The 19952-nt window shown below is 73.5% G+C and carries 21 protein-coding genes; 8 read left to right on the top strand and 13 right to left on the bottom strand.

The features are described from left to right. Positions 1 to 12 precede the first annotated feature (12 nt). On the top strand, positions 13 to 456 hold the full coding sequence (locus ACTHMF_RS11135) for a hypothetical protein (protein ID WP_314149649.1): 444 nt from the start codon (positions 13 to 15) through the stop codon (positions 454 to 456). A gap of 44 nt (positions 457 to 500) precedes the next feature. After that, a complete protein-coding gene (locus ACTHMF_RS11130; RefSeq protein WP_314149650.1) occupies positions 501 to 1802 on the top strand; it encodes an MFS transporter in 1302 nt (433 codons plus the stop codon). A gap of 28 nt (positions 1803 to 1830) precedes the next feature. Here ACTHMF_RS11130 and ACTHMF_RS11125 read toward each other — a convergent pair whose 3' ends face one another. Together ACTHMF_RS11125 and ACTHMF_RS11120 are read right to left on the bottom strand one after the other, a co-directional pair. Further along, positions 1831 to 2466, bottom strand: coding sequence for a putative glycolipid-binding domain-containing protein (locus tag ACTHMF_RS11125; protein WP_314149648.1), 636 nt, complete (start codon positions 2464 to 2466; stop codon positions 1831 to 1833). A 5-nt stretch (positions 2467 to 2471) separates the two neighbouring features. Continuing rightward, positions 2472 to 2984, bottom strand: coding sequence for a mycothiol transferase (locus ACTHMF_RS11120; RefSeq protein ID WP_314149647.1), 513 nt, complete (start codon positions 2982 to 2984; stop codon positions 2472 to 2474). A 42-nt stretch (positions 2985 to 3026) separates the two neighbouring features. Between ACTHMF_RS11120 and ACTHMF_RS11115 the strand changes: the two genes are divergently transcribed. Then, a complete protein-coding gene (locus ACTHMF_RS11115) occupies positions 3027 to 3494 on the top strand; it encodes an anthrone oxygenase family protein (protein ID WP_440317578.1) in 468 nt (155 codons plus the stop codon). A 1-nt stretch (position 3495) separates the two neighbouring features. Here ACTHMF_RS11115 and ACTHMF_RS11110 read toward each other — a convergent pair whose 3' ends face one another. Next, a complete protein-coding gene (locus ACTHMF_RS11110; RefSeq protein ID WP_440317577.1) occupies positions 3496 to 4650 on the bottom strand; it encodes a citrate synthase in 1155 nt (384 codons plus the stop codon). A 51-nt stretch (positions 4651 to 4701) separates the two neighbouring features. Between ACTHMF_RS11110 and ACTHMF_RS11105 the strand changes: the two genes are divergently transcribed. Further along, positions 4702 to 5934 (top strand): citrate synthase, encoded by a 1233-nt coding sequence (locus ACTHMF_RS11105; protein ID WP_440317575.1) that lies wholly within the window; start codon positions 4702 to 4704, stop codon positions 5932 to 5934. A gap of 126 nt (positions 5935 to 6060) precedes the next feature. On the opposite strand, the gene ACTHMF_RS11100 is transcribed toward ACTHMF_RS11105, so the two are convergent. From ACTHMF_RS11100 to ACTHMF_RS11090, 3 genes are read right to left on the bottom strand one after another with little or no spacing between them, the layout of a single operon-like run. Then, positions 6061 to 6720, bottom strand: coding sequence for a methionine ABC transporter permease (locus ACTHMF_RS11100; protein ID WP_314149891.1), 660 nt, complete (start codon positions 6718 to 6720; stop codon positions 6061 to 6063). Then, a complete protein-coding gene (locus ACTHMF_RS11095; protein ID WP_440317573.1) occupies positions 6717 to 7742 on the bottom strand; it encodes a methionine ABC transporter ATP-binding protein in 1026 nt (341 codons plus the stop codon). The genes ACTHMF_RS11100 and ACTHMF_RS11095 overlap by 4 nt, the downstream gene beginning before the upstream one ends. Positions 7743 to 7746: 4 nt before the next feature. Further along, a complete protein-coding gene (locus ACTHMF_RS11090) occupies positions 7747 to 8700 on the bottom strand; it encodes a MetQ/NlpA family ABC transporter substrate-binding protein (RefSeq protein ID WP_440317571.1) in 954 nt (317 codons plus the stop codon). A gap of 218 nt (positions 8701 to 8918) precedes the next feature. Here ACTHMF_RS11090 and ACTHMF_RS11085 point away from each other — a divergent pair, with 218 nt between their 5' ends. From ACTHMF_RS11085 to ACTHMF_RS11075, 3 genes are read left to right on the top strand one after another with little or no spacing between them, the layout of a single operon-like run. Then, entirely contained in the window at positions 8919 to 9104 is a 186-nt protein-coding gene (locus ACTHMF_RS11085) for a BatC protein (protein WP_440317569.1), read from the top strand. Further along, the gene (locus ACTHMF_RS11080; protein ID WP_440317567.1) at positions 9104 to 10363 is read left to right on the top strand and encodes a cupin domain-containing protein; all 1260 of its coding nucleotides are present in this window, start codon (positions 9104 to 9106) and stop codon (positions 10361 to 10363) included. The genes ACTHMF_RS11085 and ACTHMF_RS11080 overlap by 1 nt, the downstream gene beginning before the upstream one ends. Continuing rightward, entirely contained in the window at positions 10360 to 11256 is an 897-nt protein-coding gene (locus ACTHMF_RS11075; RefSeq protein ID WP_440317565.1) for a sucrase ferredoxin, read from the top strand. Before ACTHMF_RS11080 ends, ACTHMF_RS11075 begins: the two co-directional genes overlap by 4 nt. A 32-nt stretch (positions 11257 to 11288) precedes the next feature. Here the strand turns inward: ACTHMF_RS11075 and ACTHMF_RS11070 are convergent, their stop codons facing one another. From ACTHMF_RS11070 to ACTHMF_RS11040, 7 genes are all read right to left on the bottom strand, one after another. Further along, entirely contained in the window at positions 11289 to 12239 is a 951-nt protein-coding gene (locus tag ACTHMF_RS11070) for an endonuclease/exonuclease/phosphatase family protein (protein WP_440317563.1), read from the bottom strand. Between the two features lie 115 nt (positions 12240 to 12354). After that, entirely contained in the window at positions 12355 to 12777 is a 423-nt protein-coding gene (locus tag ACTHMF_RS11065) for a VOC family protein (protein WP_314149355.1), read from the bottom strand. A 59-nt stretch (positions 12778 to 12836) separates the two neighbouring features. After that, a complete protein-coding gene (locus ACTHMF_RS11060; protein ID WP_314149356.1) occupies positions 12837 to 13250 on the bottom strand; it encodes a helix-turn-helix transcriptional regulator in 414 nt (137 codons plus the stop codon). 19 nt (positions 13251 to 13269) lie between these two features. Then, on the bottom strand, positions 13270 to 16725 hold the full coding sequence (locus tag ACTHMF_RS11055; RefSeq protein ID WP_440317561.1) for a TM0106 family RecB-like putative nuclease: 3456 nt from the start codon (positions 16723 to 16725) through the stop codon (positions 13270 to 13272). Positions 16726 to 16894: 169 nt separating this feature from the next. Further along, positions 16895 to 17458, bottom strand: a complete 564-nt coding sequence (locus ACTHMF_RS11050) for an HhH-GPD-type base excision DNA repair protein (protein ID WP_440317559.1) — start codon at positions 17456 to 17458, stop codon at positions 16895 to 16897. Between the two features lie 21 nt (positions 17459 to 17479). After that, the gene (locus tag ACTHMF_RS11045) at positions 17480 to 17695 is read right to left on the bottom strand and encodes an SCO4848 family membrane protein (RefSeq protein ID WP_314149359.1); all 216 of its coding nucleotides are present in this window, start codon (positions 17693 to 17695) and stop codon (positions 17480 to 17482) included. A gap of 2 nt (positions 17696 to 17697) precedes the next feature. Then, positions 17698 to 18591, bottom strand: a complete 894-nt coding sequence (locus ACTHMF_RS11040; RefSeq protein ID WP_440317557.1) for a LysR family transcriptional regulator — start codon at positions 18589 to 18591, stop codon at positions 17698 to 17700. Positions 18592 to 18671: 80 nt separating this feature from the next. Here ACTHMF_RS11040 and ACTHMF_RS11035 point away from each other — a divergent pair, with 80 nt between their 5' ends. Then, positions 18672 to 19907, top strand: coding sequence for an MFS transporter (locus ACTHMF_RS11035; RefSeq protein ID WP_440317555.1), 1236 nt, complete (start codon positions 18672 to 18674; stop codon positions 19905 to 19907). The last annotated feature ends 45 nt before the right edge of the window (positions 19908 to 19952 follow it).

Genomic DNA, 19952 nt, shown 5'->3' with positions numbered 1-19952 from the left:
AGGATCGTCGTCGTGAGCACGCACCTGACCGCACAGAACACGACCGCAGCCGATCGTCCCGTCGTCGACGACGAGAACGGCGGCCTCGTCCGCAGCCTCAGCGCGACCCTCCCGAAGGCGCTCGGCAACCTGATCGCCACGCTCGTGGTGCTCGTCACGCTCGTGCTCGGCATCTGGAGCCTCGTCGCCACCTGGAGCGGCAACCCGGGCGCCGCGCTCCCGTTCTTCCAGATGGTCGTCGCCGGCACCGTGGTGAGCCTCAACGCGATCTACGCGCGCCGCACCTTCAGCTACGTGATCACGCTGATCGGCGCCATCCTCTGGCTCTGGGTGTCGGTCACCCCGTTCCAGCCGTTCTGGATGGTGCTCCTCCAGTCGCTGACCGTCACGCTCATGCTCGCCGGCGTCGTGTTCTCGACCGCGGCCGTCGCGCTCAGCAAGAAGCCCCGCTTCTGAGTTCCGAGCAGACGCCGGATACCAAGGAGCCCGACGATACGACCCTGGCGCGCCGGCGCCACTTCGTCGACCTCAGCCCGCTGAGGGAGTCCCCCGCGTTCGCGCGGCTGTGGCTCGGCGGCGCGATCTCGGGCATCGGCGGCCAGATGACGGTCGTCGCGGTCGGTCTGCACATCTACGACCTCACCCACTCGACCCTCGCCGTCTCCCTCGTCGCGCTGTTCGCGCTGGGTCCGATGATCGTGTTCGGGCTGTACGGCGGCGTGCTCGCCGACGCCTTCGACCGCAGGACGGTCGCGCTCGTCACGGCGATCGTCGCGTGGGCGTCCACCGCCGGCATCGCGCTGTTCGCCTGGTTCGACGTGCAGGTGGTCTGGCCGCTGTACGTGCTGACGACGGTCAACGCGGTCGCGACCGTGATGATCGGCGGCACCAGGCAGGCGATCACGCCGCGGCTGCTGCCCGCGCGGCTGCTGCCGGCGGCGAGCGCGCTCGGCGGCATCGGGATGGGCGTCATGGTGACCGTCGGCCCCGCCCTGGCGGGCCTGCTGGTCGCGAGCGTCGGCATCCCGTGGACGTACACGATCGACGTCCTGCTGTTCACCGCGGCCTTCCTCGGCATCTTCACCCTGCCGTCGATCGTGCCGGAGGGCGAACGGCAGAGCGCCGGCCTCTCCTCCGTGCTGGAAGGGCTGCGCTTCCTGCGCACCGCCCCGAACCTCAGCATGACCTTCGTGCTGGACGTGATCGCCATGACCTTCGGCCAGCCGCGTGCGCTCTTCCCCGCGGTCGGCGCGCTGCTGATCGGCGGCGGCCCGGTCACCGTCGGCATCCTGACCGCCGCCGGCGCTGTCGGGACGCTGCTCTCCAGCGTGTTCTCCGGCCGGCTCGGCCACGTCCGCTGGCAGGGCAGGGCCGTCGAGCGCGCCATCATCGTCTACGGAGCGGCCATCCTCGGCTTCGGCATCGTGCTCGCGGTGGTCGCGGCCACCGGCACGACGGGAGGCGGCGCCTCGATCGCCGACGCGAACCTCCCGGCCCTGGTGCTCGCGACGCTGCTGCTGGCGGCCTCCGGCGCGGCGGACAACGTCAGCTCGATCTTCCGCATGACCATCCTGCAGGCGTCAGCGCCGGACGTGATGCGCGGGCGGCTGCAGGGCGTGTTCACCGTCGTCGTCACCGGCGGCCCGCGGCTCGGCGACCTCTACGTCGGACTGCTCGCCCTGACCGGCGCCCTCTGGTTCCCGCCGCTGCTTGGCGGGCTGGTGATCGTGGTGCTCGTCGCGACGATCGTGCGCGTCCAGGGCGCCTTCCGCCGCTACGACGCGCTCGCCCCCACCCCGTGACCCGCGTCCGCGCACCGGGTGGCGGCGCTCAGCGCGGGTGGATGCGGCGGGCCAGCCGCGGGTAGTCGACGACCACACCGTCCTCGTCCACGGTCAGGTCGGCGGTGAACCCCGAGCCGACGCTGCGGTAGCGGACGACGCTGCGCCCGGAGGCGGGATCGAACGGCTCCGCCGCGCTGTACGCCTGCCTGCTGGCGGTGACGGCGAGAGACGGCAGGTCCACCCACGCCATCGTCAGCTCGGTCTCCTCCAGCCCGTCGCGGGCGCCGAGGCGCAGGATCGGCATGGTGTTCGTCACCGGGCAGAGCGCGAGGTCGCAGTCCAGCGCGCCGTCGAGGGACGCGGGATCGGCGACGCCCGGCTCCGGCATCGGCTCGCCGTGGTACTCCGTGTCGCCGTGCGCGAAGGACTCCGCGCTCCAGCGGCCGTGACCGTCCCGCTCCAGCACCAGCCAGCGCGTGAAGCCGCGCCCGGCGACGGAGACCGAGAGCCGCGAGGTCACCCAGTCCGGCCCGGTCTCGAGCGCCCAGCTGGTGACGTAGTCGGTCGTGCGCGAGGTGCCGAGCGCGTCCAGCCGGTCGCTCGCGAGCGTGAGCACCGCCGCCTCGAGACGCTCCGGATCCTCGTCGCCCAGCCACTCGACGTGACGCACTGCTCCGCGCATCCCGCTCACCTCCGCTCCAGGACGCCGCGCACGTACGCGGCCTGACCGACGTGCTGCAGGTCGTCGGAGATGACGCTGACCAGCCGGACGCCGAGCGTCACCGGCGGATCCCAGGACCGGTCGACGACCCTGGCCAGGTCGTCGTCGGTCAGGCCGCCGAGGTACTCCACGGTGCGCGCGTGCACCGCAGCGTGGTAGCCCGCCAGGTCGCCCGCACTCACGCCGGCGAGCGCGGCGACGTCGGACGAGCTGTGGCCGTATCCGGTGTCCGCCGGGTCGAACGGCAGCGCGAAGCGCTCCGCCCAGCCCTCCGCCGTCCAGGCCTGCTCGCGGCCGGCGACCTCCGAGACATGGTCGTCCTGGATGCGGGTCAGGTGCCAGACCAGCCAGGCGATGGAGTTGGCGTCCGGGTCCAGGCGCGCGGCGAGCGTCTCCGCATCCAGCCCGCGCACGGTGTGCCGGACGGTCGCGGCGATCCGCCCGAAGGCGTCCGTCAGAAGGTCGGTGGCTGCGGTCACGAGTCCTCCCCTGTCCTCTTCCCGAAACGATACGCTCACGCCATGCAGACAGCGACGACCATCCTGATCGCCATCGCCGCCCTGACCACCGCCGCGGCCGGCGGGGTCTACCTGGGCTTCAGCGCCCTGGTGATGCCCGCGCTCGCCCGGTCGCGGGACGGCGCGGGCGCGGCCGCGGCGATGAACCGCATCAACGTGCTCGCGCCGCGCTCGTCGTTCCTGATCGCGTTCCTGGGCTCCGCGCTCGCGTGCGTCGCCGCCGGCGTGCTGGTGCTCGGCCGGCTGCCGGCGCTCGACGCGCTCCTCGCGCTGCTCGGGGCGGTGCTCGGGGTGGCCGGCTTCGCGATCACGGCCGCCGTGAACATCCCGCTGAACAACCGGCTCGCTGCCTCGGGCGACGACGCGGCGGCGTTCGCCGCGTTCGAGCGGCCGTGGCGGCGGGCGAACTCTGCGCGCGGAGCGGTGTCGCTCGTCGGCGCGGCCTCGCTCGTCGCCGCGCTCGCGGTCTGAATCAGGCGGCGGCGAGCGGTACGGGTGCCGCGGGACCGACGTACCGCGCGGACGGCCGCACGATCTTCCCGTCGGCGGCCTGCTCCAGGATGTGCGCGCTCCAGCCCACCACCCTCGCCGCGGCGAACGTGGCCGTGAACATCGGGCGGTCGACGCCGCACAGCTCCATCACGACGCCCGCGTAGAACTCGACGTTGGTGTGCAGCTCGCGGCCGGGCTTCAGCTCGGCCAGCAGCTCCTGGACGCGCCGCTCTACCGTCACCGCGAAGTCGACGCGCGGGCCGCCGAATCCCTCGGCCACCTCGCGCAGCATCCGCGAGCGCGGGTCCTCGGTGCGGTAGACGGCGTGGCCGAAGCCCATCACCCGGCCGCCCGAGGTCACCGCGTCGGTGACCCACGCGTCGATGCGGTCGGGCGTCCCGATCGCATCCAGCGTCTCCAGGGCGCGGCTCGGCGCCCCGCCGTGCAGCGGGCCGGAGAGCGCTCCGAGCGCACCGCCGACCGCCGCGGCGACGTCGGCGCCGGTGGACGCGATGACCCGGGCGGTGAAGGTGGACGCGTTGAAGCCGTGGTCGATGGCCGCGGTCATGTAGGCGCTGAGCGCGTGCTCGCGGGCGGCGTCCGGCTCCGTTCCGGTGAGCAGCCAGAGGTAGTTCGCGACGTGACCGAGATCGTCGCGCGGCTCGCGCGGCTGCTCTCCCCGCGCGAGCGTGTGCAGCGTCGCGAGCAGCACCGGCGTCACGGCGGCGATGCGGACGGCGTCGGCCAGCCGGGCGTCCTCGTCCTCGTCGTAGACCGGGCGCGCACCGTCGGCGGCCGCGACCGCGGCGAGCGCCATCCGCAGCCCGGCGAGGGCATCGTCCGCGGCGAGCCGGGCGATGGCGGGGAGCAGCTCGCGCACCGCGTCCGGGAGGCGCCGGGCCGCGGCGACCCGGGTGCGGAACGCCGACAGCTGCTCGGCGTCCGGCAGGTCGCCGAACAGCAGCAGGTACCACGCCTCCTCGAACGTCCGCTCGCGCGCGAGGTCGATCGCCGAGTACTGGCGGTAGTGGTAGAAGCCCTCGTGCCCGCGCACGTCGCCGAGCCGAGTGTTCGCGGCGACGACGTTCGTGAGCCCACGCGGGACGTCGATCAAGGTGTCGTTCATGCGGTCCATGTGGGTAGTATCGACGTGGATTTTTCGTGAGTCAACGTTGATTGGATCAATATGGACGTGCTCCCTCGCCTCACCGCGGAGCAGACCGCCGAGCGGCTCGGCGTCAAGCTCGAGACGCTGTACGCCTACGTGGCGCGCGGGCGGCTGGCGCGCGAGCGGACCGCGGACGGGTCGACGTTCGACCCGCTCGAGGTCGAGCGCTTCGCCGCCTCCCGGCGACGCCGGCCGGTTCCGGCCGGCCGGCCCTCGGAGGGACGGCCGCTCATGGTCATCGACACCGACTTCGCGCTGATCGAGGACGGCGACCTGTCCTTCCGCGGCCGGCCGGCCGAGGAGCTGGCCGGGGAGCCGTTCGAGACCGTCGCACGCTGGGCGCTCACCGGCCGCTGGGACGCAGGGGCGCGGTTCTCCTCCGGCCCCGGGCTCGACGCGGCACGCGCGGTCGCGGCCGCGCTGCCTCCGGCCGCGGGCGACCGCGACCGGCAGCTCGTGGCGGTGACCGCGCTGGCCGCCGCCGACCCGCTGCGGACCTCGCTCGACCCGGCGGACGTCGCCGGTGCGGCCGAACGACTGGTCGCCGGGATGGTGGCGGCGCTCCCGGGCGGGGAGGCGGACGAGCGGAACGGGGCGGCCTCCGTGTCCCCCGCGTCGCTCGCGGAACGGCTGTGGACGACGCTCTCGGCGTCGCCCTCCCGACCGCTGGGCCTGCGCGCCCTGAACGCCGCCCTCGTGCTGCTGCTCGACCACGACCTCGCCGTGTCCACCCTCGCGGCGCGCGCCGCCGCGTCGGCCAGGGCGACGCCGTACGCGGTCGTGGTCGCCGGCCTCGGCGCGCTCGACTCCCCGCTGCACGGCAACGCCAGCCGCGCCGCCCAACGGCTGCTCGCGCGCGTGCTCGCCGGCGACGAGCCGGCGCGCGCCGTGGCCGACGCGGTGGTCGACGGCCGCGGGCCGCTTCCCGGCTTCGGCCAGCCGCTGTACCCGGCGGGCGACCCGCGCGCGCGGATCCTGCTCGGGATGCTCGCGGAGGATCCCGCCGCGGCCCCCGTCGTCGACGCCGTTGCCCGGGTGTCGGCCGTGATGAGCGACCGCACCGGCGCGCGGCCGAACGTGGACCTCGCCCTCGCCGCCCTCTCGCTGGCCTCCGGGATGCGCGACGACGCGGGCGAGGTGCTGTTCGCGACCGCCCGCTCGGTCGGCTGGATCGTGCACGCCATCGCCGAGTACGCCGAGCGCCCCCTGCGCCTGCGCCCCGTCGGCCGCTACGCCGGCCCCTCCGCCTAACCCCGCCCCGCGCGCCCCCCGCCCCGCAGGCCCGCGAGCACAGGAAAAACGTCGCGGTCCGGCCGGGCTCGCGCCGGTTTTCCTGTGCTCGGCGGCCCGCTGTGGGGCGGGTGGGGGCGGGTGGGGCTAGCGCCGGAGGGCGCGGCGGGCGAGGGAGTTGCCGAGGAACTGGGCGGCCTGCACGAGGACCACGATGGTGAGGACCGCGATCCACGTCACCACCCAGTTGTAGCGCTGGTAACCGTAGGAGATCGCGAAGTCGCCGAGGCCGCCGCCGCCCAGGCTGCCGGCCACGGCCGACAGGTCCACGATCGCGACGAACACGAACGTGTAGCCAAGGATGAGCGGGCCGAGCGCCTCCGGGATGAGCAGCGTGAGGATGATCCGCAGCGGGCTCGATCCCATCGCGCGGGCCGCCTCGATGACGCCGGGATCGATCGTCACGAGGTTCTGCTCCACGATCCGGGACAGGCCGAACGTCGCCGCGATCGTCATCGGGAAGATCGCCGCCGGGGTGCCGAGGAACGTCCCGAGCACGAACTGCGTCAGCGGGGCGACCGCCGTCATGAAGATGATGAACGGGATCGGCCGGATGAAGTTCACCAGCACGTTGAGCACCGCCGAGAGCGGCCGGTTCTCGAGCAGACCGCCCGCACGCGTCGTGTAGAGCAGGACGCCGAGGGCGAGACCCAGGATGCCGCCGAGGACGAGCGTGGCGAGCACCATCCAGAGCGTCTGCCCGATGGATGTCCAGTACACCGGCCACAGTGTCGACCAGTCGGTCACGCGGCCACCTCCTCCACCTCGGTGACGGTCCGCAGCTCCTCGATCAGCGCGTCCACCGCCGCCGGCTCGCCGACCAGCTCGAGCGTGAGGCTGCCGAAGGAGCGGCCCTGCAGCGCGGAGATGCCGCCGTAGACGATCTCGAACCGCACGCCGTGCCGCCCGACCGCGTCCGAGAGCACGGAGCCGAGCCGGCCGTCGTCGTGGATGCGCGCCGACACGATCCGGCCCGCGTGCTTGCCGCGCAGCCGCTCGATGTCCGCGGCGCCCGGCTGGTTGCGCAGCACGGTGCCGACGAAGCGCTGCGCGGTCGGGGTCTGCGGGTCGGAGAACACGTCGAAGACGCTGCCGGTCTCGATCACCCGGCCGCCGTCGAGCACCGCGACCTTGTCCGCGATCGAGCGCACCACCTCCATCTCGTGGGTGATCACCACGATCGTGATGCCGAGCTCGTCGTTCACGCGCTTGAGCAGCGCGAGCACGTCGGCCGTGGTCTCCGGGTCCAGGGCGCTGGTCGCCTCGTCGGCGAGCAGGATAGACGGGTTGGTCGCGAGCGCCCTGGCGATGCCGACGCGCTGCTTCTGGCCGCCGGAGAGCTGGTCGGGATACGACCAGGCCTTCTCGGTGAGGCCGACGAAGGCGAGCAGCTCGGCGACGCGCTGCTTGCGCTTGTCCGCCGGCCAGCCGGCCACCGTCAGCGGGTAGGCGATGTTGCCGAAGACGGTGCGCGACCGGAACAGGTTGAACTGCTGGAAGATCATGCCGATGCCGGCCCGGACGCCGCGCAGCTCGCGCTCGCGCAGCGTCGTCAGGTCGCGGCCGTCGACGATGACGGACCCGGAGGTCGGATGCTCGAGGGCGTTGATGAGCCGCAGCAGCGTGCTCTTGCCCGCACCCGAGTAGCCGATGATCCCGAAGATCTCGCCGCGCTCGATCGTCAGGTCGAGGTCCTCGACCGCCGCGACCGCGGCGTCACCCGAGCGGTAGCTCTTGGTGACGCCGCGGAACTCGATGTGAGGTGCCACGCGCCTACTTCGCCGCCTCGATCGTCTTCTTCAGGTCGTCGAGGATGCCGATCAGGTCGGACTGCGACTTCTCGACGATCACCGCGGTGTTCTTGGAGTCCGCGAGCACCGCGTCCTCGACCGCCTTGGTGTGGTAGAGCTCCGCGATCTTGAGGTAGGTCTTGTTGTCCTTGTCCTTCTCGCGGGCGACGAACGCGTTGATGTACGGCTCGGCCGCGGCGGCCTTGGGGTCGTCCTGGAAGAGCGGGGACTTCGGGTCGAGGCCCGCGGTCAGCGCGAAGTTGTTGTTCACGATCGCGGCGGCGGCGGAGTCCAGCGCCGGGGCGGTCTGGGCGGCGTCCACCGGGATGACCGTGACGCGGGACGCGGACGCGTCGATGTCCGCCGGGGTGGCGAGGGTGTTGCCGCCGTTCTTCAGCTTCAGCAGCCCGGCCTTCTGCAGCACCAGCAGGGCGCGCGCCTGGTTGGTGGGGTCGTTCGGGATGGCGACCTGCGCGCCCTTCGGGATCGACTCCAGCGAGGTGTACTTCTTCGAGTACAGCGGCAGCGGCACGACGAGCGTGGACGCGATCGGGACCAGGTTCTGCTTGGCCTGGACGTCGTAGTTCGCGAGGAACTGCAGGTGCTGGAACAGGTTCAGGTCGAGCTGGCCGTCCGCGAGCGCCGGGTTGGCCTGCGTGTAGTCGCGGAAGCCGACCACCTGGATGTCGATGCCCTCCTTCGCCGCCTCCCGCTTGAGGATCGGCCAGTACGGCGCCGCCTGCTCGGTGGTCCCGATCTTGACGGTGACGCGCTTGCCCGCCGCCTCCGACGATCCGGTTCCGCTCAGGTTCACGGCGACGAGCACGACGGCGACGATCACGACGACGAGCGCGATCGCGATCCCGACGATCCAGCCGGTCTTGGACTTCTTCGGCTTCTCGGGGAGCGACGGGACGGGCGGGGTGACGTCGGACATGGCTGTGCCTCTCGTGAAGGGGTGGGAGATGCCGGCGGACGGTTGGCGGCCCTTCGAGAATTGCAAGCGTTCCGGCACGGGTCAAAACGCGTTCCGAAATGTGACGCGCGCGCGTACTGTGAGCCGCATCCCTCCGCGAGGGGCACGTCGTCGTCGCTTTCGCGTCGCGAGAGCGGCAACGATGTGCCCCTCGCGGCCGGCAGCGAGAAGGAGATGAGATGGGCGCGATCGACGACGACGACATCAGCACGAGCATGCCCGGCGGCGGAGAAGGCCCCGCGGACGGCGGCGCCAACCCCGGCGGACACGACGGCGGAGCCGACGGCTCGGCCGGCGGCGAAGGCCCCGCCGACGGCGGCGCCAACCCCGGCGGACACGACGGCGGAGCCGACGGGTCCGCTTGATGGCGACGGAGAAGCGCGGGCCGGGCGACCGGCCCGCGCTTTCGCGCTGCACGACGCTCGACGCCGAGACGTTCGCGCGTGAGCGCTGGGGCCGGCTGCCCCTGTTCACGCCGGCCGCCGCGCTCGGCCAGGACTTCTCCGACCTGTTCGGCCCGGACGATGTCGACGCGCTGGTCTCCTCCCGCGCGCTGCGCACGCCGTTCGTGCGGATGGCGAAGGAGGGCGACGTGCTCTCCCCCGGCCGGTTCACGGGCCCGGGCGGCTTCGGCGCAGAGATCGGCGACCAGCTGGACGCCGACAAGGTGCTCGCCGAGTTCGGCGCGGGCGCCACTCTCGTGCTGCAGGGCCTGCACCGCACCTGGCCGCCGATCGCGGAGTTCTCCCGGCGCCTCGCCGAGGAGCTCGGGCATCCGTGTCAGGTGAACGCCTACATCACGCCGGCATCCTCGCGCGGTTTCGACCCGCACTACGACGTGCACGACGTGTTCGTGCTGCAGATCGCCGGCGAGAAGCACTGGCGCATCCACGAGCCGGTCCACACGGACCCGTTGCGCGACCAGCCCTGGAGCGACCACCGGGAGGCGGTCGCCGCCCGCGCGCGGGAGACGCCGGCGATCGACGAGGTGTTCCGCCCGGGCGACGCGCTCTACCTGCCGCGCGGCTGGATCCACGCGGCGGAGGCGCTGGGCGGCGTCTCGGTGCACCTGACGATCGGCGTCGCCGCCTACACGCGCGACGAGATCGTGCGCGCCGCCATCGCACGTGCCGCGGACACGGCTGCCCTGCGCGCCTCGCTGCCGCTCGGCTTCGACCCGGACGACTCCGATGCGCTCGCGCCGATCGTCGCGGACGCCCTGGACACCCTGCGCGCGGCGCTCGACGATCCCGGGATGCGGGACGCCGTGGTCGACAGCGTCTCCGCGCGCCTCGCCCGCCGCCGCGCCTCCGACATCCGCCCGGAGCCGGTGCGGCCGCTTGCCACCATCGCGGCGGCCGGCGCCCTCACGGCGGAGTCCGTCGTGGTGCTGCGGGACGGACTCCGCGCGGTGCAGGTCCTGGACGCGGACTCGGACGCGGTGTCCGTGCGGCTGCCGGCCAAGACCGTGACGTTCCCGGTCGCCGCCGCCGCCGCGATCGACCGGCTGCTGGACGGCCGCCCCGTGCGCGTCGGCGACCTGCCGGAGCTGGACGAGGCGTCCGCGGTGGTGGTCGCCCGGCGGCTGCTGCGCGAGGGGATCGTGGTGGTCGAGCGGCCGTGACGACGACCGATCCCGGCACCTGGCTCCCGTGCAGCGACCGCGCGCGCGAGCGCGGCGACCCGCTGCCCGGGACCGCGGGGCGCGGCGACCGCTGGCTGCTGGTGGAGCTGGAGAGCGCGTGGGGCAGGCACGCGTTCTTCGACTCGGCGCTCGACTCTGCGCTCGGGGCCGCGATCGTCGCGCGCGCCGAGGCGGCGGGCATCCGGCCGCTCGCGATCCGGCGCACGCGGCTGCGCGCGGACGAGCGCCGGGCGCAGTCGAGCTGGCGCTGGGCGCTCGTGGACGCACGTCCCGGCCGCGCGTCGATCCGCTGGGGCGTCGCCGACGACCCGGCGGAGCTGCTGTCGCTGCCCCTGGTCGGCAGCGCGGGCACGCCCTCCGACCGGCCGGTGTTCGCGGTCTGCACGCACGCCAGGCACGACCAGTGCTGCGCGGTGCGCGGCCGCCCGGTCGTGGAGGCGCTCGCGCGCAGCCACCCCGAGGAGACCTGGGAGTGCTCGCACCTCGGCGGCGACCGGTTCGCCGCCACGATGGTCCTCTTCCCGCACGGCCTGCTCTACGGGGCGGTCCCGGCCGCGGAGGCGGACGGCATCGTCGCCGCCTTCGCGGAGGACCGCATCGAGCCGCGCTACCTGCGCGGCCGCACCTCCCTCAGCACGGTCGCGCAGGCGGCCGAGGCGTTCGCCAGGGACGCCTCCGGCGACACCCGGATCGACGCCTACCGGGTCATCGCCGAGCGCCCGCATCCGCACGGCTGGACGGTCGAGCTCGACCACCGCGGCGAGTCGGTCGTGGTGGAGGTGGGCGAGCGCCTCTCCGAGCCGCTGCTCAGCACCTGCGCGGCGACGCTCGCGCACCCCGTCCGCGAGTTCGTCCCCGTCGCCGTCCACTGACCGCGCGCCCACCCTCCGCGCGGCCCCAGCGGTCAGAGGGTGAGGACGGCGGCGACCATCGCGTGGTCGGAGACCGGTGCGTCCTTGCGGGCGGTCGCGTTCTCGGTGATGGACGGCAGCGCGCTCGCGCCGGGGATGGTCGTCACCGACTGCACGGCGGGCCGCAGCGCCGTCGAGACGAAGATGTGGTCGATCAGCTCGCCGGTCCCCCGGAACACGCGGCTGAAGCGCTTCTCCGGCGGGATGAGCGGAGCCAGGTTGAGCAGCCGCCAGCCGTCTCCCCGGTCCGGCTGGGTCTCGCCGGAGGTGCCGATCTCCGACCCGGGAGGACCGTTCACGATCTGGGTGGTCGCGGCCTCGACGCCGTCGTTGAAGTCGCCCATCACGAACAGCCGGCGCTCCGCGCCGTGACCGTCGAGCAGCGCGTCGGCGAACGTGCGCACCGCCGCGGCCTCCGCCGCTCTGCGCAGCAGCGCGTACGCCGCGTAGCGGGCGCGCTCGTCCTCGTCGTGCGGCTGGAAGCCGCCGCCGGGGAAGCTGAGCAGCTTCGACTTGAGGTGCACCGACACCAGGTCGGCGTCGCCGCCCCCTGTGGTCACCCGCAGCCGCAGCGCCCCGCGCCCCATCGCGGTCAGCCGGGCACCGTCGTCGCCGGTGGGCACGCCGTGCAGCCGCGCGGGGATGTCGGAGTACTGCTCGGTCTCCACGACCGGCAGCCGGGTGAGGAAGCCGACCCGGATCGGGTGCGCTGCCTCGAAGTGCGTCGACAGCTCGCCGGTCCAGCCGGGGCCGAGCTCGGTCAGCAGGGCGTCGAGCGCCGCGGGGTCGCCGACCTCCTGGGTCGCGACAACGTCCGCGCCGGAGGAGCGGATGGTGGCGGCGAGCAGCTGGACCTTGTGGTCGAACACGGACTGCGTGTCCGGCCCGAACGGGGTCCCGGCGGGGAAGAAGTTCTCGAGATTCCAGGTCGCGACGGTGAGCACGGTGCGCCTCCTCGGCTCCGCGGCGCCCGGCCGGCGCCGACGGCGACAGTGTGCGCGCGTGCGGGTGGGGCGGCATCCGTGCCGGCACGGATTCGCGCCGGCACGGACGCGCGGCTCAGGCCTCCTGCGGCTGCTGCGTCGACTGCAGGATGCGGACCATGTTGCCGGAGGGGTCGCGGAAGGCGCAGTCGCGGGGTCCCCACGGCTGGTCCTTCGGCTCCTGGAGCACCTCGGCGCCGGACGCGCGGACGCGCTCGAACACCTCGTCGAGGTCGTCCTCGGTGTTGAAGACCACGTTGGTGAGCACGCCCTTGGTGACGAGCTCCTGGATGCTGTCGCCGTCCGACTGCGAGCGTCCCGCGTACGGGTCGGAGAGGACGATCTGGGTGCCGCCGCCCGCGGCGCCGAGCGTGATCCAGTGGTGGCCGCCGGAGGCGACGTCGTTGAGAACGTCGAGGCCGAGGGCGTCGCGGTAGAACGCGAGCGCCGCCTCGGGGTCGGTCACGGTGATGTGCGAGTACTGAAGCGAAAGGGTCATGGCATCAGCCTAGGAATCCGCGGCCGCGCGCGCTTCTCCAAAACTGCTCGGATCGCGATTCACGACGCGGCGGGACGCGACCGCACCGGCCGGGTGCGCTGCTTGGCGATGCAGTTCGGCATCGCCTCGACCGCGGCGTGCTCCCTGGCCCGGTAGCTGGTGGGGCTCTCCCCCACCACCTCGGCGAACTTCGAGCTGAACGAGCCGAGCGAGGTACAGCCGACGGCCATGCACGCGTCGGTCACGCTCATCCCCTCGCGCAGCAGCGCCATCGCGCGCTCGATCCTGCGCGTCATCAGGTAGCTGTACGGCGTCTCGCCGTACGCGGCGCGGAACCGCCGCGAGAAGTGCGACGGCGACATGAACGCGCCGGCGGCGAGCGTCGGCACGTCGAGCGGCTGCGCGTACTCGCGGTCCATGAAGTCCCGCGCACGGCGCAGCGTCGTCAGCTCCGCGATCTCTTCCGGTGACACGGGTCCACCGTATCCCGGTTCAGGCCGGCTCGACCAGACGGATGAAGGCGCTGAGCTCGCCCACCCCGTCCGGCGTGGTGGGCAGGAACTCGGTGAGCAGCGGCGAGTGCACGAGGTACGCGGCCCACTTGGCGCGCGAGACCGCGACGTTGAGCCGGTTCTTCATCAGCAGGAACGACATCCCCCGCGGCACGTCGGCGGCAGAGGACGCGGCGAGGCTGACGATCGCGATCGCCGCCTCCTGGCCCTGGAACTTGTCGACCGTGCCCACCCGGACGTCGCGGAAGCCCGCCGCGTCGAGCGCCGCGCGCACCTCCGCCAGCTGGGCGTTGTAGGGCGTGACCACGATCACGTCGGCGCCGCGTAGCGGGTCGTCGTCGCGCCCGGTCTCGGGATCCGTCCACGAGCGGCCGATCAGCCCGCGCACCAGCTCGACGACCACATCGGCCTCCTCGGGCGACGCGGTCGCGTTGCCGGTGTGCAGCACCGGGACCGGGTGCAGCCCGGGCTCGACGCCGCCCAGCTCGCGCTCGGCGGCGCCCGCGTGGGCGCGCAGCCGGCCCTCGTAGGAGAGCGTGGAGACCGCGGAGGCGAGCGCGGGATGCATCCGCCGGGTCTCGGCGAGGAAGTAGCCGTACTCGGGCGGCAGCACGTCGTGGCCGTCGCTCACCCAGCCGAGCGCGGACCCGTCGACGGGCTCGGGATGCCGCCCCTGGCTCACCTGCGGAAGCTGCTGCGGGTCGCCGAGCAGCAGCAGGGAGCGGGCGGCGACGCCGACCGCGATCGTGGACGCGAGCGAGAACTGGCCCGCCTCGTCGATCACGAGCAGGTCGAGGCTCTCGCGCGGCACCCTGGCCGGGTTGGCGAAGTCCCAGGCGGTACCGCCCAGGACGAAGCCGCTCGCCTCCCGCTCGCCAGCGAACTCCAGGTGGCCGTTCCTGCGCAGGGCGGTGAAGGCGACCCCGTCGCCCGCGCCGCTCGGCACCTTGCCGACGAGCGCCGGGTCCAGCCCGGTCCTCACGACGCGCTCGAGCAGGTTCTCGACGACCGCGTGCGACTGCGCGACCACCCCGACGCGCCAGCCGTGCTCGGCGACCAGCCGCGCGATCACGTGCGCTCCGAGGTACGACTTGCCGGTGCCGGGAGGGCCCTGCACGGCGAGGTAGGACGCGTCGAGGTCGAGCAGGCTCGCGGTGACCGCGTCGATGCGACCGCTGCCGTCCTCGGCTCCCTCCGGCGCGAGCCGGCCCGACCGGGTGCGCGGCGGCGTGCGCCGCAGCAGGTCGACGGTCGCGTTCCGCGGCCAGCCGTCCGCCCTGCGGGCGTCGAGCAGCGCCGACCCCCACTCCCGGATCGCCTCCGCGAGCGGCCGGGTGTTGGGCGGCGGCGCCGGGGTGAGCGCGGTGGGCAGGTGCCGGTAGGCCGGCACGTCCTCGGGCAATGTCTCCCGCACCAGCACCGAGCCGTCGGCGGTGACGTCGACGACGGGCACCGAGCGCACGGTGCGCGAACCGGGCTGCGAGCGCAGCATCCGGAACGGGCCGGGGTACTCGTAGAGCAGGAACGGCCCGGAGCTCTCGCTCACCCGGATCGCGCTGCCCGCGCCCCACTGCCCGGTCAGCAGCAGCTCGCGGCGCTCCACGCGCTGGCCCTCGTCGAGGTACCAGTCACGGACGACGGTCGCCGTCTCGACGACCAGCACGTCCCTGGTGTCCGCCCACTCCTCGATCGGCTGGATGAGCCGGGCGAAGTGCGACTGCCAGAAACTCTTCTGCTCGCGCCGGTGGAAGTCGATCGCGGCGGCGGCGAGCGCCATCGCCTCGCGGTCCGGCGTGCGGTGCGGATCGAGCGGATCGCCGGCGAAGCCGAGCAGGCCGGCGCGCAGCGGCGACTCCTCCGGCGCGACCTCCGGCTCCTCGGCGGGCGCGGCGCCGATCGGGACGCCGTTCTCGGTCGCGCGGTCGATCAGCCAGTCGCGCAGCCGCAGCGTGGAGACGCAGTCGTAGCGGTTGTAGTCGCCGATCGCATCCAGCATCGGCTGCGCCTCCTCCGGCCGGCCGAGCGCCAGCAGGTCGCGCGCGTTCGCGTACTCCGTGATGGAGTCCGCGCCGTTGGTCACCGCGCTCTCACGCAGCTCGTCGCCCATGTAGAGCGGCTCGAGCTTCTTGATGGAGTAGGACCGCGACCCGACCCGGACGGACTTGCGCACCAGCGGGTAGAGATCGACCATCACGTTGTCGCGCAGCAGCCCGTCCACCTCCTCCTCGCCGACGCCGTGCCGGGCGGCGAGGGCGAGCAAGTGGGTCTGCTCGTAGGCCGCGTAGTGGTAGATGTGCATGCGCGGGTACCGGGCGCGCCGCTCGCGCACCCAGGCGAGGAAGTCCTCCAGGGCCGTGCGCTCCGCGGCGAAGTCGTGCGCCCAGAACGCCGTGAACCGGGCCTCCTGGTCCACGATGCCGAACAGGTAGTCGAGCCCCCAGCGTTCCCCCGCGCCCTCGGTGTAGAGCGGGTCGCCCTCGAAGTCGAAGAAGATGTCGCCGGGGTCCGGCTCTGGCAGCACGGCGAGCACGGGCGCGTTGAACACGCGCACCGGCGGCGGCGACCCCGGCTGCGCCTGCAGCTGCAGCCGGGCCTGCTCGCGGAGCCCGTCGAGCGTCCCCTCGGGGATGCCGTCGACCGGCCCGGTGGACGCGGCGAGCGCGTCGATGGTCGTGATGCCGGCGGCGAACAGGTGCTCGCGCTGGGTGACGCGCATCCCCGCGACCAGCAGCACGTCTCGTGCAGCCTGGATCTCCGCATCGCACGTGTCGCAGCGGCCGCACACGGTGAAGCGCGGATCGCCCCACGCGACCGGTCCCGGATCGGCCACGTGCTCGTCGATGATCGCCAGCAGCCGCGCCCTGCGCTTGCGGTACACCGGCTCGATGTCGCTGAGCCGGTGCTCGCTCACCGAGCCGTCGCCGAGCAGCAGCTCGACCGTGCCGTCCACGTCGACGCCGACGCGGCGCAGCTGCTCGGCGTAGGCGGCCAGCTGCAGCAGGGCCGTAACGCGCGCGCTGCGGGCGAGCTTCGAGTCCTGGACGCGGTAGCGGCCGTCGGGGAGCCGGACGACGAAGTCAGCGAAACCGACGAACGCGCCGTCGAAGAACGTCGCCTGGAACACCACCTCGGAGGCCCGCTCGAACGCGTCGGCCGTCTGCCGCACCGCGCCCGCGAGCGCGTCGGCGGTCAGCTGCTCCGGCCGCGGGATCTCGGCGACGCCCTCCCCGAACCGCTCGCGGTAGCGCTCGAGGATGTGGTGCTCGTGCTCGTCGCCGAGGCGCGAGGACCGCACGTACATCGGGTCCTCGATCTCCTCCGTCTTCTCGAGCCTGCCGAGCTTGACGTCGAGGGAGCGCAGGAACGCGAACTCGCACTTCGAGGCCTCGGTGAGGTCGCTCGCGCTCGTGACGATGACGCCGTCCAGCAGGAACACGCGGCGCTCCCTTCCCGCGCCACCGTGCGGCGCTCCCCCCACGCTACCGACCGCCACCGACACGGCCGCCCGCACGGCCGCGAGTGCGCCCTCCGGTCACGACTGCGCGTGCGCGCGCAGCAGCACACGTTCCCGCAGGGCGCAGTCGCGTGCGTGCGGGCGGGCGGGGTCAGGCTTTGGCGGCGGCCTTCACGGCGCGCTTGTGCTCGCGCACCTTGGCGAGCGAGCCCGCGTCGACGATGTCGGCGACCGAGCGGTACCCGTCCGCGCCGTAGTCGCCGGCGGCCTCCCGCCAGCCGGGCGCCGTCAGGCCCTTCTGCTTGCCGAGCAGCGCCAGGAAGATCCTGGCCTTCTGGTCGCCGAAGCCGGGGAGCGCCTTCAGCCGGCGCAGCACCTCGGCGCCGTCCGGCTCCCCGCGCGTCCAGATCGCGGAGGCGTCGCCGTCCCAGTCCGAGACGATCGCGGCGGCGAGCGCCTGAACGCGTCCGCCCATCGAGCCGGGGAAGCGGTGCACCGCCGGCGGCTGCTTCATCACCTCGGCGAGCCGGTCGGGGTCCATCGCGGCGACGCCGGCCGGGTCGAGCGAGCCGAGCCGGTCGCGCAGCTTCGCCGGACCGGCGAACGCCGTCTCCATCGCCACCTGCTGGTCGAGCAGCATCCCGACGAGCAGGGCGAACGAGGAGGTGTCGAGCAGGGCATCCGCCTCGGGATCCCCGGTGATGTTCAGAGCCATGCCCTCATGCTGCCATCGCGGTCAGACGAGGAGCAACAGCACCCCGGCGACGACGGACAGCGCCGCCAGCAGCAGCGCGACGCCGAGCAGGACGCCGTGCACGATCAGGAACGGGGTGGCCCTGCCCGCGGCATCCCGCGCCCGCGCGTCGTTGCGCACCCTGGCGAAGAACCGCGGCCACGCGACGACGTTGAACAGCGCGTTCAGGAACAGGACGATCGCAGCGAAGATGCTCATGGTCATCCCAGCGTAGGCGACGCCGGGGAGCCGAACCGCTCGGCCAGGAGGTCGAGCAGCGCCCGCGCCGCCGCGCCCGGTCGCGGCCGGGCGATCACGCTGAGCGGCCAGAGCACCTCGGGGGCGAGCGGCACCGTGACCGTCCCCGCGGCCGGGATGACCGTCAGCTCGGGCAGCGCGGCGACACCGAGCCCGGCGGCGACGAAGCGCGGGATCTCGCCGAGGTCCGCGAGCTCGGTCGGCACCTGGCGGGTGAGGCCCTCCGCCGCGAACGCGCGGTCCAGCCGCACCCGGTTGCCGAAGCCCTCGCGCGCATCCACCCAGGGCTCGTCGGCGAGGCGCGCCAGCGACACCGACGACGCTCCGGCCAGCGGATGCCCGGCCGGCAGGATCGCGACGAACGGGGACTGCGCCAGCGGGAGCGTCAGCACGCCGGGGACGCGGTCGGGCAGGCCGAGGAAGGCGACGTCGATCCTGCCCTGCCGCACGTCCTCGGCGAGCCCGGTCGAGCCGCTCGGCGACGGACCGAGCCGGAGGTCGACGAGCGGGTGCCTGCGGTGGAACTCGCCCATGATCCCCGGCAGGTCGATCGTCGTGAGGTTCGTGAAGATGCCGACGCGCACCGTTCCGCGCAGCTCGCCGTCGCCCGCGGCCGCCTGACGCATGCGCTCCAGAGCGTCGATGCCCGCCCTGGCCTCCTCCAGGGCCGCGCGTCCCGCGTCGGTCAGCCGGACGCCGTGCGGGTCGCGCTCGAACAGCGCGGCGCCGAGCTCGCGCTCCAGCGCCCTGATGCCCGCCGACACGGTCGACTGGGCGGCGAACACGCGCTCGGCCGCGCGCGTGAAGTTGCGCTCGTCCGCGACGGCGACGAAGTACTCCAGCTGTCGGGTGTCCACGGTTGCAATCGTATCTATCGATCGCACCCATCAACACCATCCGTTGGACTCGATCGCACTCCCGGCGCAGGATGATGGACATGACGAACACACTGGATCGCGAGACGATCTCCCCCGCCTCCCGTCGCCCCTGGCGGCTGCGGCACGGCGCCGGCTTCTGGGTGATCGCCGCCGCGTTCCTCGCGGTGATGGCGTTCTCCACCATCCCCACTCCCCTCTACGCGCTGTACCAGGCGCGGGACGGCTTCCCCACCTGGGTGGTCACGGTCGTCTTCGCCGCGTACGCGGTCGGCGTGATCGCCAGCCTGTTCCTGATCGGGCACCTCAGCGACTGGGCAGGGCGGCGGCGGATGGTGCTGGTCGCGATCCTGCTGGAGATCGTGGCGGCGGCGCTGTTCCTGGTCTGGAACGACGTCACCGGCCTCATCGTCGCTCGCCTGATCTCGGGCGTCGGCGTCGGCGCCCTGACGGCGAGCGCGACCGCCCACCTGGGCGAACTGCGCGCGGTCGCCCGGCCCGAGGAGGGACCGCGCCTGGCCGGGACCGTGTCCACCGTGGTCAACACCGGCGGCCTGGCCGTTGGCCCGCTGATCGGCGGCCTGTTCGCCGCGTTCCTGCCCGCTCCCCTGCTGCTGCCGTACGCGGTGTTCCTCGTGCTGCTCGCCGTCGCCGCCCTCGCCGTGGCGCTGGTGCCGGAGACGGTCGAGCGCGCGGAGGAGCGCCCGGCCTACCGCCCGCAGCGCGTGTCGCTCCCGGCCTCAGCGCGCGGCGCGTTCTCCGCGGCGGCCGTCGCGGCGTTCGCCGGCTTCGCGGTGTTCGGGCTCTTCACCTCGCTCGCGCCGAGCGTGCTCGCGGGAACCTACCACGTGCAATCGCACCTGGCCGCCGGGGCCGTGCCGTTCTCGGTGTTCGCGGCCTCCGCGCTCTCCCAGATCGTCTTCGCCCGGTTGCGCACCCGCAGCCAGCTCGTGCTCGCGCTGGTGCTCGTCGTCGCGGGCCTCGGCGGCCTCGCCACCGGCGTCCTGGGCGGTTCGCTCGCGGTCTTCGTCGTCAGCGGCGTGCTGGCCGGCGCGGCGGTCGGACTGCTCTTCCGCTCCGCCGTCGGCGTCGCCGCCTCGCTCGCGGAGCCGGAGCGCCGCGGCGAGGTGCTGGCCGCGATCTTCCTGGTCGCCTACGTCGGGCTCGCGCTGCCGGTGCTGCTGGTCGGCGTCGCGCTCATCGTCTGGCCGCTGGTGCCGGTGCTGGTCGTGTTCGTCGCCGTCGTCGGGGTGCTCTCGCTGCTCGCGGGACTCCGGATGCTGCGCTCGGCCGCATAGGCGTCGCGCGTCGGCCGCGCGCTCGGCCCCCGCGGGCACGGGTCG

The organism is Leifsonia sp., assembly GCF_051955155.1.
Lineage (GTDB): Bacteria > Actinomycetota > Actinomycetes > Actinomycetales > Microbacteriaceae > Leifsonia.
The sequence above is the reverse complement of the archived record's forward strand: the minus strand, read 5'-3'. Positions and strand labels throughout refer to the sequence as shown.

Coding starts and splice junctions, on each gene's coding strand:
- ACTHMF_RS11110 (WP_440317577.1), bottom strand. CDS start 4,650: ATGGACCGCATGAACGACACCTTGATCGACGTCCCGCGTGGGCTCACG.
- ACTHMF_RS11105 (WP_440317575.1), top strand. CDS start 4,702: ATGGACGTGCTCCCTCGCCTCACCGCGGAGCAGACCGCCGAGCGGCTC.
- ACTHMF_RS11045 (WP_314149359.1), bottom strand. CDS start 17,695: ATGAGCATCTTCGCTGCGATCGTCCTGTTCCTGAACGCGCTGTTCAAC.
- ACTHMF_RS11080 (WP_440317567.1), top strand. CDS start 9,104: ATGGCGACGGAGAAGCGCGGGCCGGGCGACCGGCCCGCGCTTTCGCGC.
- ACTHMF_RS11090 (WP_440317571.1), bottom strand. CDS start 8,700: ATGTCCGACGTCACCCCGCCCGTCCCGTCGCTCCCCGAGAAGCCGAAG.
- ACTHMF_RS11035 (WP_440317555.1), top strand. CDS start 18,672: ATGACGAACACACTGGATCGCGAGACGATCTCCCCCGCCTCCCGTCGC.
- ACTHMF_RS11085 (WP_440317569.1), top strand. CDS start 8,919: ATGGGCGCGATCGACGACGACGACATCAGCACGAGCATGCCCGGCGGC.
- ACTHMF_RS11115 (WP_440317578.1), top strand. CDS start 3,027: ATGCAGACAGCGACGACCATCCTGATCGCCATCGCCGCCCTGACCACC.
- ACTHMF_RS11125 (WP_314149648.1), bottom strand. CDS start 2,466: ATGCGCGGAGCAGTGCGTCACGTCGAGTGGCTGGGCGACGAGGATCCG.
- ACTHMF_RS11050 (WP_440317559.1), bottom strand. CDS start 17,458: ATGGCTCTGAACATCACCGGGGATCCCGAGGCGGATGCCCTGCTCGAC.
- ACTHMF_RS11065 (WP_314149355.1), bottom strand. CDS start 12,777: ATGACCCTTTCGCTTCAGTACTCGCACATCACCGTGACCGACCCCGAG.